Genomic DNA, 16,150 nt, shown 5'->3' with positions numbered 1-16,150 from the left:
CCCACCGTGCGGTGCCGTCCGATTCCCCTTCCGGGGCCGCCCCGCCGCACGCCATCATGTGGGGACACAGGCACCGGACCGCGGGGAGGGACGACGCGTGAGCGTTTTCGGCAAGGGCATCGAGAAGGCCGAGGTGCGGCTGAAGTGGGATCCCGCGCCCTACGGCGCCGATCCGCACGACCTCGACCTGGTGATCGCCGTCCTCAGGGCCGACGACCCGCACGGCGCCCCGGCCCAGCTCGTGCACTTCGGCCGCCGCTCGCCCGACGGTACGGTCACCCTCAACCGCGACAGCCGCAACGGCAAGGGGCTGGGCTGGGACGAGGTGATGACCGTCGAGCTCTTCCGGATGGCCGACGCCAACGGGCGCGTCGTCGTCGGCGTGGCCGCCCAGCAGACCGACGGCCGGCTCACCTTCGCGGACGTGGCCGCGCCCCGGGTGCAGATCGTGGCCGGGTACGAGGTGCTGGCGGAGGAGGACTTCGCGTCCGTCGGCGGGTCCACCGCGGCCACGGTGGGCGAGTTCGTCCGCGACGCCGCCGGGCTGTGGTCGTTCCGCCCGCTCCTCCGCGGCTTCGACGCCGATCCGGAGGCGTTCGCGGAGACCATGGGCGCCGCCTGACGGGAGGCGGCGGCCTTCCCGGGGTCTTCGTAGCGGTCGGTGACGACGTGGGCGTCACCGGGTGACGTGAGGGAGCTGTCCGGCCCTGGAGCGGAACGGCCGACTCCGGTCAACGGTCCACAACAGGTACCTTTGGGCACGGACTGGACGTACGGGCGGTTCGTGACCAGGTTCGTTCCGGCCGACGGAACGGCCCGCGCCGCGGACGGCGGAGACGATGCCGCACACCCGACGCGCTCCGCTCCGCCGCTGTCCCATCGGACAGCGGGAGTCGCCCCCCACGAAGACGTCGAGGCATGAACGTTTCTCACACCGGCCATCGCGGCGCCGATGGCACCACCGGCCCCCCGGCCGGCCGCACCACCCGGGTGGCCGTCCTGGTCACCGCCCTCCTCACGGCCTGCATCGCCTTCCAGCTCAACGCGAGCATGCTCAGCCCCGCGCTGAAGAGCATCGAGGACAGCCTCGGCGCCACGTCCGCGGAGATCGGTCTCACCCAGACCGCGTTCTTCACCTCCGCGGCGCTGTTCTCCCTGTTCCTCCCGCGCCTCGGCGACATCCTCGGGCGCCGCAAGGTGCTGATCGGGATGCTCGCCCTGATGGCCGTGGGCTGCGTCGTCGCCGCGCTGGCGCACAGCGTGGCCGTCCTCTTCCTCGGCCGCGTCATCCAGGGCGCGTCCGGCCCGACCGTGCCGCTCGCCCTGATCATGCTCCGCGTCGAGGTGCCCGAGCCCAAGCGCTACGGCACCCTGCTCGGCGTGATCACGGCCGTCAACGGCGGCATCGCGGGCGTGGACTCCCTCGGCGGCGGCTACCTCGCCGACCACCACGGCTTCCAGGCCGTCTTCTGGGCGATGGCCGTCGTCGCCCTCATCGCCACCGTCATGGTCGCCACCATGACCCCCGAGACCAGGGTCCCGTCGGCCCACCGGATGGACTGGCCCGGCGTCGGCCTCCTCGTCGTCTCCGTCGGCTCGCTGCTCGTCGCCCTCAACGAGGCCGGGAAGCTGGAGGCCGCCGACTGGACGCTCGTCGTCGGGCTCGTCGTGGTGGCCGCGCTCGCCTTCGCCCTCTTCTGGCGCACCGAGGACCGCTCGCCGAACCCGCTGGTCGCCACCCACCACCTGAAGCAGCGCGCCACCTGGGCCACTCTGCTCACCACCGTGCTCACCATGACCGGCGTGTTCGCCGTCATGAACGGCCTGATCCCGGCGTTCGCCCAGGACGCGCAGGCCGGCCTCGGCATGAGCGCGAGCGAGTCCGCCTGGTGGACCCTCACCCCGTACGCGCTCGCCGGACTGGCCATGGGACCGGTGGCCGGACGGCTCGCCGCCACCTACGGCTACGGACGGGTGCTGCGCCTGGGCCTCGTCGGCGCCGTGATCTCCGTCGTCCTGATGATCGTGACCGTGCCGGCCGACTCGCGGGTCCTGCTGCTGGTCACCTCGCTGCTGGTGGGCGTCACCTACGCGGGTGTGGCCAACATCGTCCTCAACGGACTGGGCATCGTGCTCTCGCCCAAGGAGAACCCCGGTTTCCTGCCCGGCCTGAACGCGGGCGCCTTCAACCTCGGCGCGGGGCTCAGCTTCGCCGCGCTCTACGCCGTCAAGACGGCCATGGCGCCATCCGACGCGTCCTCGCCCGGCGGGTACGTCGCCGGCATGATCGCCGGTGTGGTGATCCTGGCCCTCGCGATCGGGACGTCCTTCCTGATCCCGAAGCCGGTGGAGGCCGAGGCGCACGACTGAGGCGCTGCCCGGCCTCCCCGTGGTTCCGGCCCGCCCGGCGACGTCGTCCGTCGCCGGGCGGGCCGGTCCGTACCCCGGGACGTCTCACTCCGCGGGGCACTGCTTCCAGGCGAAGTGGTAGAGGGTGCTGATGTTGCCGTCCGTCGAGTCCATCATCAGGAAGCTGGACGTCTTGGAGGTGTCCGAGGTGCCGGCGTCCACCCGCAGCTCGGTGTTGATGTTGAAGTAGCGCATCGCCCCGCAGGGCGCGTAGACCAGCGCGTCGATGTCCGTGGTGTCGGACGTCTGCCAGTTGTCGTTGAGCGGACCGGTGAAGTGGTGGTTGACGAACGAGGTCTGCTGCATCCCCTGGAAGTAGTAGTTCGCCCGCTCCAGCCCCGCGGCCCCCTTCTCCAGGTGCGCGAAACCGCGGTAGTCCGCCCGCGCGACCGCGTACGTGAAGCCCTGCGGGACGTGGACGTTCAGGCTGAGCTGGCAGTTCCGGCGGGCGTCGGTCGGCTTGGAGCCGACGCCCACCTGGGCCACGTAGTCGCTGTACGACACGGTGAAGGCCGTGTTGTCGGGCGACACCGCCACGTTCGCGGTCCCCGCCGGGCACCCCGATCCGTTGACGGTCACCACGTCGATCACGACCTTGTCCGGCGGCGGCACCCCGAACGGAGTGGCGCCCGCCGGCGGGGCCGCGACGGTCAGCAGGGCCGCCACGGCGCCGCCGAGCACGGCCGGTCTGAGCTTGGTGCGTCCGCGCATGAAGTCCCCTCCCACAGCGCCGCGCCCGGAAGCACGGATGAGGCACGGATCAGGAACACTGCTTCCACTCGAAGTGGTAGAGGGTGTTGACGCTGCCGTCGGCCGAGTCCATCGCCATGAAGCTGGTGGTCGACGCCGGGTCGGAGGTGCCGGCGCTCACCCGCAGCTCGGTGTTGACGTTGAGGATCCGCTGGACGCCGCAGGGCGCGTAGACCAGGGCGTCGACGTCCGTCACGTCGGTGGTCTGCCAGTCGTCGCTGAAGGGGCCGCTGAAGCGGTGGTTGGTGGAGGTCGTCTGCTGCATGCCCTGGAAGTAGTAGCTGGCCTTCTCCAGGCCCGTCGCCCCGCTCTGCAGATGGGCGAACCCGCGGTAGTCCGCCTTGGCGATGGCGTAGGTGTAGCCCTGCGGGACGTGGACGTTCAGGCCGAGCTGGCAGTTCTTCCGGAAGTCGGTGGGCTTCGAACCGACGCCGACCTGGGCCAGGTAGTTGCTGTAGGAGACGGTGAAGGCCGTGTTGTCGCCCGCCACGGCGACGGCCGCGGTCCCGGCCGGGCAGCCCGATCCGTTGACGGAGACCACGTCGATCTGGATTCTGCCCGGTGGCGGCGTGCCTTCGGCCGCCGTGGCCTGGGGGGAGAAGGCGGTGGCGACGAGTGCCACGGCCGCGGTGCCGATGAGTGCCGCTTTCCACATGGGGATGCCTCCAGCTGCTCCGCCGAGTGACTGCGCGAGACATGCCACCACTGCCAGGGGGTCATGTACAGGTCAGGTTGAGCCGATGTGGCCGGTCTCCGCCGGGCGGCCCCGCCGCGGCCTCCCCCCTGAGGCCCGGCCTTGCCTCCCCGGCCGCCCGGAGGGACCGTGGAAGGGACGTCCCGCGCTCCGACCGGCGCGGAACCCGAGCGCCGGGCGCGGCACGCCGTGCCGAAGGAGAACGCCATGCGTACTCTGCTCAGGGCCCGGCTGGACACCCCCGCCGCCAACGAGGCGATCAGGAACGGCACCATGGCCGACACCATGCGGGGCGTCCTGGACCGGCTCCGCCCCGAAGCCGCCTACTTCACCTGCATGGACGGCGGACGCACCTGCTTCCTGGTCTTCGAGATGCGGGAGCCCGCCGAAATGCCGGCACTCGTCGAGCAGTTCTTCCTCGGCATGGAGGCCGAGGTCGAACTGCACCCCGTCATGAACGCCGACGACCTGTGGGAGGGGCTCGGCGCGCTGTCTCAGGCGTGACCGTAACCCCGTAGCCCGTCCGCCAGTTCCTCCGCGTCGCCGTCCCGGAGCGCGGACAGCGCCTGCTGGAGCGCGAAGGTCCCGCGGACCGCCGCCACCCGGCCGGCCGCACCGCACAGGGCGGGGCCGGCCGACGCCACCACGCGCCGCAGGAACGCGTCGCCGTACGAGGCGGCGACGGCGGCCAGGTCCACGGCCGGGTCGCCGATCGCGGCCTCGTCCCAGTCGACCACCCCGCGCAGCACGGGGAGCCCGCCCTCCGTCTCCCACAGCACGTTCTCGCCGCCCAGGTCGCCGTGGACCAGGGCGCCCGACACGTACGGCAGCGCCTCGGCCGCCGCCAGCTCCCGCTCCGCCCGCGCCCGTCCGGCGGCGGACAGCAGCGGGAACAGCTCCGCGCGGACCCCGGACGCGAACCGGCGCCACTCGTCGCGGGGGGCCTCCGGCAGCTCCCCGCGCGGCCCCGGCTCCCCGCCCGCGCGGCCGAGCGCCGTCAGCAGCGCGGCGAACTGCCGGGCCGCGGCGTCGGCGGCCTCGGCCGGGCGAGCGCGGACGGCTCCAGCGGCGCGCCCGGCACCCGGGTGAGCACCAGGTGGGCCGGCCCGCCGGTGCCGTCCTCGACGCAGAGCGGCGACGGGACGGCGAACGGCAGGCCCGCCCGGCCGACCGCCCGCAGCACCGCCGCGCGGGCGGGGAGCCGGGCCGCCGCGGCCGGGGTGCGCGGGAGGCAGACCACCCGCCGCGCGCCGACCAGCACACGGTGGAACTGGCCCTCGTGCACGGCCGGTTCCATCCCGTCCTCGGCCGACAGCCGTGCCGCGAGCGCCGCTTGCCCATCGGAGGGGCGGACCGCCGTCACCTGTCACTCCCTCGTCAGGGCCGGTTGAACCGTACTTCCGGGTTGGCGCGCGTCGGGCCCGCGAGCAGCGGTTGCGGGATCCCCCGCAGATGCCGGTCGAAGAAGGCGGCGACGTAGGAGCGGGTGATGTCCAGCGACCGCCGGCCGGAGAGGCCGGAGCCCGGATACGGGGTCCCCGGCGGCAGCAACTGGTCGCCGAGGAAGGGGAAGTCGGAGAACGAGAAGTGGTCCGCGCCGGCCACCGTCAGCCACCGCTTCCAGCCATCCAGCCGACGCCACGCCTCGTCCCAGGACTTGTCCTCACCGCCCGGGCGGTGGATCCCGTCGTCGGTGCCGAGCATCATGAACGGCCGGCCGCCGAGCCCGCCGGGGGGTACCGCCCCCTGGAAGGAGCCGTCCATGTTCACACCGGCCCGCACCCGGGGATCGGCCGCCATGACGGCCGCCGCGGTCGCGCCGCCGAGCGAGTGCCCGGCCGCACCCACGCGCTGACGGTCGATCAGATCGGCGTGTTTCCAGGGTGAACGGGCCCCCGTCAGCCGGTCCAGGACGAAGGAGGCGTCCTTGGCCCGGTTGGCCACGGCCGCGTGGAAGTCCTTCTCCGTCCTGGCCTTCTCGCACGCCACGCAGGTCAGCATCCGGCCGCCGGGGAACAGCGTCCCCACCGACTCGTAGGCGTGGTCGATCGAGGCCACGACGTATCCCCGGCTCGCCAGGTCCTCGGCCAGGGCGGTGATGGTGTAGCGGGCGACGCTGAAGCCCGGGGAGAGCACCACCAGCGGATGGCGCCCGCCCACCGGGGGCGCGTCGACGCGGCTGTGCGTGCGCGTCGCGCTGAACCGTACCGCCGGTATGACCTTGTCCAGTTCACGGTTCTTCAGGAGCAGGCGGGCCTCCTCCGTGGTGGCGTACGGGGCGGTCGGGCCGACTCCGGGGCGTGCCGGGTAGGTGATGTCGACCATCAGCTCGCGGCCGTCCGCCTCCGGGACCCAGAGGTCCTTGCGGCCGTGGTCGACGAGGTGGAAGGTCGAACGGCCGACGGCGTACGGCCCGGTGGGGTCCGGGAGCCGGGGCGCGGTGCTCGCCTCCGGGGGAGCGGCGGTGACGGTGGCCGGTGTCCCGGGGGCCTCCGTGGCGGCGGAGGCGGCGGTGACGGTCGCGGTCAGGGGAAGCAGACAGGCGAGTGCGGCGGCCGAGGCCGCCCTGCGGAGTCTCGTCATGTCTGGACCCTAGGTCACAAGGTCCCTCCGGGGCAGCGGTTTTCCGCCGTCCGCCGGGCCCGGGGCGGCCCCGGCGGACGGGCCGTCACGGGGGCCGGGATGGATGCGGGGGCCAGCATTCCGGGCGTCGGAGGCTCGTGCGAAGATTCCGTGCCCGGTCCGTGTGGACCGGGTGACAAGGGGAAACTTCATGAAACCAACCACTCTCAGAGCAGCCGTCGGAGCCGTGCTGGCCATGGCCGTGCCGGCGGTGCTGGTGCCCGCCTCCGCCGCGAGCGCGGCGCCCAAGGCCGGTACGGTGGACAAGGCGACCATCGCCTCCTTCGGCCGGGCCGCGGACACCCTGCTGACCGAGCGCACGTCGGCGCTGCTCGACTCGGTGAAGACGCCGCGAATAGCCACCCAGCTCGACCGCAAGGTGCGGCTGGCCGCGGCCGCGGCCAAGACGGAGCAGGCCGGGCTGACCACCCTCCAGGCGCGCAAGAAGCGGCTCGCCGGGCTCCACGAGGCGTACACCAAGGCGGACACGCAGGTCACCGTGGACGGGACCAGCTCCGCCGGCGGCCGGGCGGTCGTGCGGCTCACCGAGACCACCACGCTCACGTACAAGAAGGTCCGCGGCGACGAGCCGGTCACGACCGGCTTCAAGGCCCGGCACGAGGCCCGCTTCACCGCCCGCCCGGGCGGCACCTGGGAGCTCACGGCCCTGACGACCGACGACGACGGTCCCCTCGCCATCAACGACCCCACGGTCCGGAAGCGCGTCGCCTCCCTCGGCCCCACGCCCAGCGCCCCCCGCGCCTCCACGGCGTGGACGAACCAGTCGGTGCCCAAGCGCGCCAAGGCCGGCGTCGACTACGCGGCCATGGCCGCGTACACCGAGAAGTACTGGCGGAACTACAACCCGTCCTACCGGAAGTTCAACGAGGCCGGCGGCGACTGCACCAACTTCCTCAGCCAGGCCCTGAAGGCCGGCGGCTGGAAGCCCGAGACCGGCCCGGCGGACGACTACCGCAAGTGGTGGTACGGCTCCTCCGACCAGTCCGACAGCTGGGTCGGCGTCAACGAGTGGTCGTGGTACGCGCTCAACTCCAAGCGCGTCACCAGCCTGGCCAACGTCTACCAGCTCGAGGTCGGCGACGTCATGCAGATGGACTTCGACGGTGACGGGTCGAAGGACCACTCCATGATGGTGACGTACCGCAGCCGGTACGGCCTCCCGTACCTCACGTACCACTCCACCAACACCTACCGGAAGTCGGTCGCGAGCATCATCGCGTCCTACCCGGACGCGGTCTACTACGCCTACCGCACCTGACCGGTGCCGCCGCGCGGCGGGCGGGCACCGCTCGCCGCGCGGCCGGGAGGTGGGCCCGGTCCGGTTTCCCCGGCCGGACCCACTGGTCTCCCCGCGCCCTGACCACCCATGGATTATGCCGCTTTTGATGGTGAATGTCCGAATGGAGACAGGGTGGGGGGAAGTCGAAGCAGTGGCCCCTGTGATACTGGGGCCGGAATGTGTGTTTTGGTGCCAGGGGGTACGAAGGTGTCGAAGAGGACCATGCAGCGTGCGACGGCCCTGGTCGCCGCGGCCACTGTCGCACTCGGCCTGTCGGGCTGCGACTCCGGGGGAGACTCCGGCGGGAAGGGCGGCGGAAAGGATTCCTCGGCGTCGCCCTCGCGGAGCGCGTCGCAGGACTCCGCCTCCGCCCACAAGAGCCGGCCGCAGAACCGCCGCAAGCCGGAGGAGAAGTGGGACGGCAAGGTCAAGGTGCTCGGCGACGGCTCCACGTCCTACACCGGCCCCCAGCCGAAGCAGCCGAAGCCCGAGAAGCTGAAGCCGGGGGAGAAGCCCCCGCAGTTCGTCGTCTTCTCCTGGGACGGCGCCCTGGAGGGCGACGACCACCTCTTCTCGCACTTCCGCGAGGTCGCCAAGGAGAACAACGCCACCATGACGTTCTTCCTCACCGGCACCTATCTGCTGCCCAAGTCCAAGGCGACCCTGTACAAGCCCCCGCAGCACAAGCCGGGCGAATCCGCGATCTCCTACGCGACGGACGCCCACATCCGGGACACCCTCCAGCAACTCCGCGGGGCCTGGCTCGACGGCAACGAGATCGGCACGCACTTCAACGGCCACTTCTGCGGCAAGAAGGGCGGCGGCGACTGGAGCGAGACGGAGTGGAAGAGCGAGATCGAGCAGGCGTACTCCTTCGTCCAGCACTGGAAGACGAACACCGGCTACAAGGACCTGCCGCCGCTCCCCTTCGACTACGAGAAGGAGCTGGCCGGCGGCCGGGCGCCGTGCCTGGAGGGTCAGAAGAACCTGCTCAAGGCGGCGCGGCAGTTCGACTGGCGCTACGACGCCAGCTCGCCCGGCGACTTCCAGATATGGCCGTCCCAGATCGACGGCATATGGAACTTCCCGCTACAGCTCCTGCCCTACCCCAAGAGCGAGAAGCAGGTCCTGTCCATGGACTTCAACTTCCTCTACAACCAGTCCGGTGACAACACCGAGGGCGACCCGAAGAAGTACGCCGAGTGGCGGAAACTGACCCGGGACGGCTACCTCAACGGCTTCGAGCGCGTCTACCACGGAAGCCGGGCGCCGCTGTTCATCGGCAACCACTTCGAGGACTGGAACGGCGGCATATACATGAAGTCCATAGAGGACGTCGTGAAGTCCGTCTGCAAACGCGACGGCGTCCGCTGCGTCTCCTTCAAGCAACTGGCCGACTGGCTGGACGTCCAGGACCCGGACGTCCTGGCCCGGCTGCGCGGGCTCGACCCGGCGCAGTCCCCGGACTGGAAGTCGATCGTGAAGTAGACGTCGGATCCGGCCCGGGGCCGTCATGGGGCCGCCCCGGGCCCCGGCGTCGCCTACGGGGCGAGCGCCGCCAGTGCGCCCGCCACCGGCGCGGGGTCGAGCGGGCCGATGGGGGGCGGCCGGGAAGTCGAGGACTTGGAAGCGGTTGCGGGGCGTGCGGGCATCCGCCTCCGCGATCATCCGGTCCTGGAGCTTCGTGGCGGTCGTCCGGTCCTTGCCGAAGCGCTGGTACGACTCCGGCACAAAGGCCTGCGAGCCGTGCGGGGGGAGATCGACGGCGACCACGCGGTGGCCGCGCAGGCTCAGCTCCTGCGCGACGGGCGGCCAGTACGCTCCCGCGCTGTGCGTGCCGTGGACGAGTACGCAGGTGCACGGCCCGGTCCGGCCCCGCCTGCCGCCGCCGTCGCTCAACTTCCGCGGGGCCGCGGTCGAGCAGCGGGCCGGTGGCGCGGGCGCGGACCCGTCCGCTTCAACCTCCTGGCCCTGCGGGGATGCCCTCCGGTCCGGGAGTGTGCAGGCTGGTCCTCGGACCGGCCACGGCCGGACTCGGCGCGAAGGGCATCCCATGGGCAGGACACATGAGACCGGCTCCGACGCGGGCGGGCCCGCGCGGCTGCTCGCGCGCCTGGCGGTGCTCGCGGCGGTCGGCTCGCTGGCCGTTCTCGTGCCGGCACTGGGCGAGGGCGGGCTGGTGGTCGTCGGGGCCGGGCTCCTCGGGCTGATCATCTGTGCCGTGGGTGCGTGGTGGTTCGTGGCGTACCGTGGCCCGGCGCGGCTGCTCGGCGCGCTCCTCGCGGTGGCCGCGCCCGTCGCCGTCCTCGTCCTCTTCGCCCACGACGGTCTCTGGCTGACGGCGCTGATCCTGGTCCTGTGCTGGGGCGTGGCATTGGCCTGCGCCCGGGAGGCGCTGCGCAGATCGTCTCGGGAGCGGTGGATGCGGGCGGCTCCCGCGTCCCGGCCGGAACATCCGGTCCTGATCATGAATCCGAAGTCCGGGGGAGGGAAGGTCGGCCGCTTCGCCCTGGCCGAGCGGGCGCGGGAGCTCGGCGCGCGGGTGATCCTGCTCGACCCGTCGGCGCCGGCCGACGTCGCCGAACTGGCCCGCGGTGCCGTGGCGGACGGCGCGGACCTGCTCGGCGTCGCGGGCGGCGACGGCACCCAGGCCCTGGTCGCGGCGGTCGCCGCCGAGCACGACCTGCCGTTCCTCGTGGTCTGCGCCGGCACCCGCAACCACTTCGCGATGGACCTCGGCCTCGACCGCTCCGACCCCTCCCGCTGCCTCGACGCCCTGACCGACGGCGAGGAACTCCGCGTCGACCTCGGCGACGTCGCGGGCCGGGCCTTCGTCAACACCGTCTCCTTCGGGGTCTACGCCGACATCGTGCAACGGCCCGAGTACCGCGACGACAAGGCGGGCACGGCGCTGGCCCGCACGCCGGACCTCCTGCTCGGCGAGGGCGTAGGACGCCTGCGGGCGCGGGCCGACGACACCCGGCTCTCGTCCCAGCAGGCACTGCTCGTCAGCAACAACCCCTACGCCTCACCCGACGCGCTCAGTAGCGGTGCCCGCCGGCCCCGGCTCGACGGCGGCGAACTGGGAGTGATCGGCATCCGCGTCGAAGACGCGGCACAAGCGGCCGACCTGGCCGTCCGGGGCACCTGGTCCCCAGGACTGACGGTGCTCACCGCCCGGAGGGTCGAGGTGACCGCGGAGACGGACGAGATCCCCGTGGCGATCGACGGGGAGGCGTTGCGCATGCCCACCCCGGTCGTGTGCACGCTGCGCCGGGGCGCGCTGCGGGTCCTGGTGCCACGCGACCGCCCGGGCGTCGTCGTACCTCCGCCACCGGTGAACTGGCGGCGGATCGTCGACCTGGCATTCGGCCGTACCGACGTCCGGGGCAGGGAGCCCCGGGGGTGACGCGTGCCCTCGAGGGAGCGCGGAGAGAGCGGCTGCCCGCGCCGTGTCTTCGACGCGGATGCCGACGATCCCCGGCCCGCCGCCGTCGAGCCGGGGCCGACGGCCGGAATGCGGCCGCGGGCGGGGGAACCTAGCATCGCCCTGTACACGCCGAGGCCAGGGAGTTCATCCTCATGGAACCGTCGACGGCATCCGCCGGGCCCGCGGCGCGGCGAACCGATCACGCCGCGGCCGGGCAGGGAGTCTCCGCCTACAACAGCGTCGCGCAACTGCAGACCGATCTCTGGTGGTCGATCGCGGACACCGCCCGCAGACTGGCGGCGCCCGGCCTCGGCGCCGCCGAGCGGGCCGAGGCGCAGGCGGTCCTCGACCGGACGCTCGCGGACGTCGAGGTGCTCGCCGCCTACTTCAGCCGTCCCGGGCGGCAGGTGGCCGAAACGCTGCGCGGGCAGGCATCCGAGTCGTACCTCGAACTGAGCCGGACGGCGGAGCGGATCGGCCGCGGCCTGATCGGCGACGTGCCGATCCCGACGGCCGCCGTGACGGGGACGGAGGACGGGAGCGCCGACGCGACGCGCCCCGCCCAGGACCGGCGCCCCCGGTTCGACGTGCTGGTGGTCGCCGATCTCTCCGAGGCGGAGGAGACGAGGATCCGCCGCGAGCTGCGTGCGGTGCGCCGTCGCGAGGACGCGTTCGTGTACGACATCGTCGCGGTGCCCAGCTTCGTCGACGCGACGGTGGCGATCCTCGTCAACCCGTGGATCCAGGCGGTCGTGGTCAGGCCCGACTTCCGCAACCGTTCGGCTGCCGACCTGACGTGGCTGCACCAGCTCGTGCCCCCGGCCGGCCATCCGGACCTCGACTGCTTCACCGCGGCGGAGCGAGCCCGCGCACTGGCCCGGCAGGTACGCGAGGTACGGCCGGAGGTGGACCTCCACCTCGTCGAGCAGGCGTCGGTCGAACAGCTCACGGCGCAGGTCGGGCGGGAGTTCGACTCGGTCTTCCTCCAGCAGGAGGACGTCCTGGACCTGCACCTGACGATTCTGCGCGGGGTCGCCCGGCGGTACCGGACGCCCTTCTACTCGGCCCTCCTCGACTACGCCCGCAAGCCGGCCGGGGTGTTCCACGCGATGCCGGTGTCGCGCGGGAACTCGGTGGTCCGCTCGCCGTGGATCCACGACATGTGCGACTTCTACGGGCTGAACATCTTCCTGGCCGAGACATCGGCGACCGCCGGGGGACTGGACTCGCTCCTCGAACCACAAGGCGCGATCAGGGAGGCGCAGGACCTGGCCGCGCGCGCCTTCGGTGCGCGGCGGACCTACTTCGTGACCAACGGGACCTCCACCGCGAACAAGATCGTCACTCAGGCCCTCGTGGCCCCGGGCGATGTCGTCCTGGTGGACCGCAACTGCCACAAGTCGCATCACTACGCGCAGGTGCTGGCCGGTTCGAACGTCGCCTACCTCGACAGCTACTCGATCGACGCCTACTCCATGTACGGCGCGATCCCGCTGGCCGACATCAAGCGGACCCTGCTGACCTACCGGCGCGAGGGCAGGCTCGACCGGGTCGCCCTGATCTCGCTCACCAACTGCACCTTCGACGGCGTCGTGTACGACGTGGAACGGGTGATGGCCGAGTGCCTCGCGATCAAGCCCGACCTGGTGTTCCTCTGGGACGAGGCCTGGTTCGCGTTCGCCCGCTTCCACCCGGTCTACCGGCGGCGCACCGCCATGGCGGCCGCGGCCCGGCTGACCGAGCGCTTCGGTACGGCGGAGTACCGGAGGGAGTACGAGCGGCACCGGGAGCGGATCCGGGGCATGACGGACGACGAGCTGGTGCGGGAGCCGCTGCTCCCGGACCCGGACGAGGTGCGGATCCGCGCGTACGCCACGCAGTCGACGCACAAGACCCTGACCTCACTGCGCCAGGGATCGATGATCCACGTCTACGACGACGACTTCGTCCGGCGGAGCGAGGAGGCGTTCCACGAGGCGTATATGACCCACACCTCGACCTCTCCGAACTACCAGGTGCTGGCATCCCTCGACGTCGGCCGGCGGCAGGTCGAGCTGGAAGGCTTCGAGCTGGTCGCGCGACAGGTCGAGATCGCCATGACACTCCGTGACCGGATCGCGGAACACCCTCTCCTCGCACGGTACTTCACCGTGCTCTCCAGCGGCGACCTGATCCCGGACGAGTACCGGCCGTGGGGCACCGAGTGCCCTGTCCGTGCCGGGCCGGTGGCGATGGAAGAGGCATGGGGCGTCGACGAGTTCGTCCTCGACCCGTGCCGGGTGACCATCGAGATCTCGGCGACCGGCATCGACGGCGACACCTTCAAACGCGTGCACCTGATGGACCGTTGGGGAATCCAGGTCAACAAGACCACGCGCAACACGGTCCTGGCCATGACGAACATCGGCACGACCCGCACCGCCGTCGCCCGGCTGCTGAGGGCGCTGATCGGGATCGCGGAGGAACTGGAGACCGCCACCGGCCGGATGACGCCCGAGCGGAAGCGCGCCTTCGATCTCCGGGTCCGTCAACTCGCCCAAGACCACCCGCCCTTGCCGGACTTCTCGCGGTTCCACGCCACGTTCCGCGCCGACCCCGCCGGTGCCGCGGCCGACGGGGACATGCGCAGGGCCTACTACATGGCGTACCGGGAGGAGTTGTGCGAGTTCGTGCCGGCCGACGAGGCACGACGCCGGGTCGACGCCGGGCTGCCGGTCGTGTCGGCCATCTTCGTCACCCCGTACCCGCCCGGCTTCCCGATCCTGGTCCCGGGACAGGAGTTCAGCGAGGACATCCTCGACTTCATGGACGCCCTGGACACCAAGGAGATCCACGGATACGACCCGGTGCGGGGCTACCGGGTGTTCGTGCCGTCGTCACTGGCGGGCGGGAGCGGCGGCACCCCCCGGCAACCCGACGGGAACGGCAGGCCGGCGACCGAACGGCCCTGACGCGCGTGAAGACCCGGCCGGAGGGCCCATGAACCAGGAGCCGACGGCGGCGGGCGCGCCGCCACCCGGTGACGGCCGGCGGCGCGAGGCCGGCGCACAGCCTGCGACGTGGCACACCACCCTGCCCGGCGCCTGCGGAGCGCTGCTCCTCGCGTGTCTGTCCTTCACCCCGTCGCTCCTGCCGCGCGCCGGGATCCTCCAAGGGGTGATCTCCGGGATCCTCGCCGCGATCGGTTACGCGCTCGGTGTGACCGCCGCGTGGATCTGGCGGGCCTTCGCCGACCGCGGACCGCGTCCCGCGCGACGCCGGTCCTGGCGGATCTTCCTCGTCACCGCACTCGTCCTGCTCGGCACCGCGTTCGGCCTCGGGCAGTACTGGCAGCACCGGATCCGCCGGCTGCTGGGCGTCACGGACCACAGCCGGCTCCAGACGATCGCCATGCCCCTGGTGGCGCTCGTCCTGTTCTGGATCATCCTGCTGGCCGCCCGCGGTATCCGCCGGGCCCACCGCTGGACGGTCCGCCTCCTTCGCCGCTGGACCGGCGAGCGGGCCGCGAAGGCGGTCGGCGGAATCCTCGTGGCCGTCGTGTTCGTCCTGCTCTTCAGCGGTCTGCTCCTCGACGGTCTGGTCGCCGCCGCGAACCAGGCGTTCTCGCTCCGCGACAGGCGGACCGAGGAGGGGGTGCGCCGACCGGTGACCGCCCTGCGATCAGGCGGCCCCGGCTCGCTCGTGCCGTGGGACTCGCTGGGCAGGAACGGGCGCGCCTTCGCGGCCGGAGGCCCTTCGGCCGTCGAGATCGAGCGGTTCACCCACCGCCCGGCACAGGAGCCCGTCCGCTCGTACGCGGGGCTCCACACGGCGGACGACACCGAGACCCGGGCCGCCCGCGCGGTCGCCGACCTGCGCCGCGCCGGCGGGCTCCGGCGCCACAACCTCCTCGTCATGACGACGACCGGCAGCGGCTGGGTCGATCCCGCCGCCGTGGACGGCTTCGAGTACCTCACCGGCGGCGACTCCGCGACCGTGGCGCTCCAGTACTCCTACCTGCCGTCGTGGATGTCGTACCTCGTCGACCGGTCCAAGGCCCGCGAGGCGGGCCGCGAACTCTTCGACGCGGTCTACGACGCCTGGTCCAAGCTCCCGGCCGACAGCAGGCCACGGCTGTACGTCGCGGGTGAGAGCCTTGGGTCGTTCGGCGGGGAGACCGCCTTCAGCGGGGAGTACGACCTCCGCAACCGCACCCAGGGCGCGCTCTTCGTCGGCCCGCCCAACTTCAACGCCCTGTTCCGGGAGTTCAGCGATCACCGCGAGGCCGGCAGCCCCGAGATCCAGCCGGTCTACAAGAACGGGCGCACCGTGCGCTTCGCCTCCGATGCCGCGGTGGCCGCCCCGCCGTCGCACACACCGTGGGAGGGCACCCGGGTGCTGTACCTCCTGCACGCTTCGGACCCCATCGTCTGGTGGAGCCCGCGACTGATGTACGCGGAGCCGGACTGGATCGGCGAAGCTCCGGGCCACGACGTACTGGAGAGCATGTTCTGGGTCCCCTTCGTGACGTTCTGGCAGGTGACCGCCGACCTCCCGTTCGCCACCGGGGTACCCGACGGCCACGGCCACACCTACCGGGCCGCGTACGCCGACGGCTGGAACGCCGTCCTGCGCCCCTCCGGCCTCACCGACCGGGACCTCGCCCGCCTCCGGGACATCCTGCGGTAGGAACCGGGCTCGTCGTGGGTGAGCGGCGGCAGGAGTCCGAAGCGGTGGCCCTGGTCCTCAAGCCGGACCGCACTTCTCCGCCGCCAGGTCGCGCAGGGCGGCCGGGCCGGCGCGGACCTGACACAGGGCCGGCGCAGGCCGCCTGCCCGCCCCGGAACCGGGGATCGGGAACACCCGCTCACCTTGTTCTTTAACCCCTGGCGTCGAAATGTGCCTCGAACTGGGTCGCTGACCTGAGCATTCGTCGGACGCTGAGGCGGCCTCCGCCTGATCATGT

General features: G+C 72.1%; 11 protein-coding genes and 1 pseudogene. 8 read left to right on the top strand and 4 right to left on the bottom strand.

The genetic code is table 11. From position 1 onward, the window contains the following. Positions 1-97: 97 nt before the first annotated feature. Complete coding sequence (locus ACH4PU_RS03750) at positions 98-622, top strand: TerD family protein (RefSeq protein ID WP_398265434.1); 525 nt, start codon at positions 98-100, stop codon at positions 620-622. Positions 623-918: 296 nt separating this feature from the next. Then, positions 919-2,370, top strand: a complete 1,452-nt coding sequence (locus ACH4PU_RS03745; protein WP_398265431.1) for an MFS transporter — start codon at positions 919-921, stop codon at positions 2,368-2,370. 84 nt (positions 2,371-2,454) lie between these two features. Here the strand turns inward: ACH4PU_RS03745 and ACH4PU_RS03740 are convergent, their stop codons facing one another. Continuing rightward, complete coding sequence (locus tag ACH4PU_RS03740; protein ID WP_398265428.1) at positions 2,455-3,120, bottom strand: DUF4360 domain-containing protein; 666 nt, start codon at positions 3,118-3,120, stop codon at positions 2,455-2,457. Between the two features lie 49 nt (positions 3,121-3,169). Further along, positions 3,170-3,814: a DUF4360 domain-containing protein gene (locus ACH4PU_RS03735; RefSeq protein WP_398265425.1), complete on the bottom strand. Its 645-nt coding sequence runs from the start codon at positions 3,812-3,814 to the stop codon at positions 3,170-3,172. A 246-nt stretch (positions 3,815-4,060) separates the two neighbouring features. Between ACH4PU_RS03735 and ACH4PU_RS03730 the strand changes: the two genes are divergently transcribed. Next, positions 4,061-4,357 (top strand): DUF3303 family protein, encoded by a 297-nt coding sequence (locus ACH4PU_RS03730; RefSeq protein ID WP_398265422.1) that lies wholly within the window; start codon positions 4,061-4,063, stop codon positions 4,355-4,357. On the opposite strand, the pseudogene ACH4PU_RS03725 reads toward ACH4PU_RS03730, so the two are convergent. Beyond that, a pseudogene (locus tag ACH4PU_RS03725) lies at positions 4,348-5,150 on the bottom strand (phosphotransferase family protein). The gene ACH4PU_RS03730 and the pseudogene ACH4PU_RS03725 overlap by 10 nt on opposite strands. Positions 5,151-5,230: 80 nt before the next feature. Continuing rightward, complete coding sequence (locus tag ACH4PU_RS03720; RefSeq protein WP_398265419.1) at positions 5,231-6,436, bottom strand: alpha/beta hydrolase family protein; 1,206 nt, start codon at positions 6,434-6,436, stop codon at positions 5,231-5,233. 190 nt (positions 6,437-6,626) lie between these two features. Between ACH4PU_RS03720 and ACH4PU_RS03715 the strand changes: the two genes are divergently transcribed. The 5 genes from ACH4PU_RS03715 to ACH4PU_RS03695 all read left to right on the top strand — a co-directional run bounded on the left by ACH4PU_RS03715 (position 6,627) and on the right by ACH4PU_RS03695 (position 15,873). Further along, positions 6,627-7,754 carry an amidase domain-containing protein gene (locus tag ACH4PU_RS03715; RefSeq protein ID WP_398265416.1) on the top strand — a complete coding sequence of 376 codons (1,128 nt, stop codon included), beginning with the start codon at positions 6,627-6,629 and terminating at the stop codon, positions 7,752-7,754. A 243-nt stretch (positions 7,755-7,997) separates the two neighbouring features. Continuing rightward, the gene (locus ACH4PU_RS03710) at positions 7,998-9,263 is read left to right on the top strand and encodes a hypothetical protein (RefSeq protein ID WP_398265413.1); all 1,266 of its coding nucleotides are present in this window, start codon (positions 7,998-8,000) and stop codon (positions 9,261-9,263) included. Between the two features lie 565 nt (positions 9,264-9,828). Beyond that, complete coding sequence (locus ACH4PU_RS03705) at positions 9,829-11,184, top strand: diacylglycerol/lipid kinase family protein (RefSeq protein WP_398265410.1); 1,356 nt, start codon at positions 9,829-9,831, stop codon at positions 11,182-11,184. A 173-nt stretch (positions 11,185-11,357) separates the two neighbouring features. After that, positions 11,358-14,156, top strand: coding sequence for an aminotransferase class I/II-fold pyridoxal phosphate-dependent enzyme (locus ACH4PU_RS03700; RefSeq protein ID WP_398265408.1), 2,799 nt, complete (start codon positions 11,358-11,360; stop codon positions 14,154-14,156). A 28-nt stretch (positions 14,157-14,184) separates the two neighbouring features. Next, complete coding sequence (locus tag ACH4PU_RS03695) at positions 14,185-15,873, top strand: alpha/beta hydrolase (protein WP_398265405.1); 1,689 nt, start codon at positions 14,185-14,187, stop codon at positions 15,871-15,873. Positions 15,874-16,150 lie beyond the last annotated feature (277 nt).

The sequence above is a fragment of the Streptomyces sp. NPDC021100 genome (assembly GCF_044333095.1).
Taxonomy (GTDB): domain Bacteria; phylum Actinomycetota; class Actinomycetes; order Streptomycetales; family Streptomycetaceae; genus Streptomyces.
Note: the sequence above shows the minus strand (reverse complement) of the source record. Positions and strands in the feature narration are given on the sequence as shown.